Source organism: Frondihabitans sp. VKM Ac-2883, assembly GCF_015350875.1.
In the GTDB taxonomy this organism is placed as follows: domain Bacteria; phylum Actinomycetota; class Actinomycetes; order Actinomycetales; family Microbacteriaceae; genus Frondihabitans.
Genome location: NZ_JADKSF010000023.1, coordinates 1 through 479 on the forward strand (window position 1 = coordinate 1; position 479 = coordinate 479).

Annotated in this window: 1 protein-coding gene; it reads left to right on the forward strand. The window is 68.9% G+C overall.

Annotated elements, in window-relative coordinates; genetic code table 11:
* On the forward strand, positions 1–479 hold a 479-nt coding region (locus tag ITJ49_RS17420), incomplete at both ends, for a hypothetical protein (RefSeq protein ID WP_194606804.1).

Genomic DNA, 479 nt, shown 5'->3' on the forward strand with positions numbered 1-479 from the left:
GGATTCGCTACCGCCGGCCTCCTCGTCGCCGGCGTCACCGGCCTCGGCGTCTCCACCGCCTACGCCGCCCCGTCGTCCTCGAACGTCCACCTCGCCGCGTCATCGTCGACCGTCCCCGCCCCGGCCGCAGCCGTCCCCGAGATCTTCGGCGGAGACACCTCCGTCGCCCTCGACAGCGACTTCCTCGCCGCGTTGAAGAGCCTCGGCCTCACCCCCTCCACCGAGGGCAAAGCCACCCTCACCGGCAGCGACATCGCCTTCCCCATCACCGGCGGATCGCTCGTCTACTGGAGCCCCGACGGCTCCTACCGCCCCTACGTCCAGGGCATCGTCGAGCACGACGGATCCGGCCTGAACCTCACCGCCGGCTCCACCAAGGTCACCCTCGAGAACTTCACCGTCAACCCGGGTAACTCCAAGCTCTACGGCGACGTCCTCGTCAACGGCAAGATGGCCGTCCAGCAGGCCTACATCTTCTC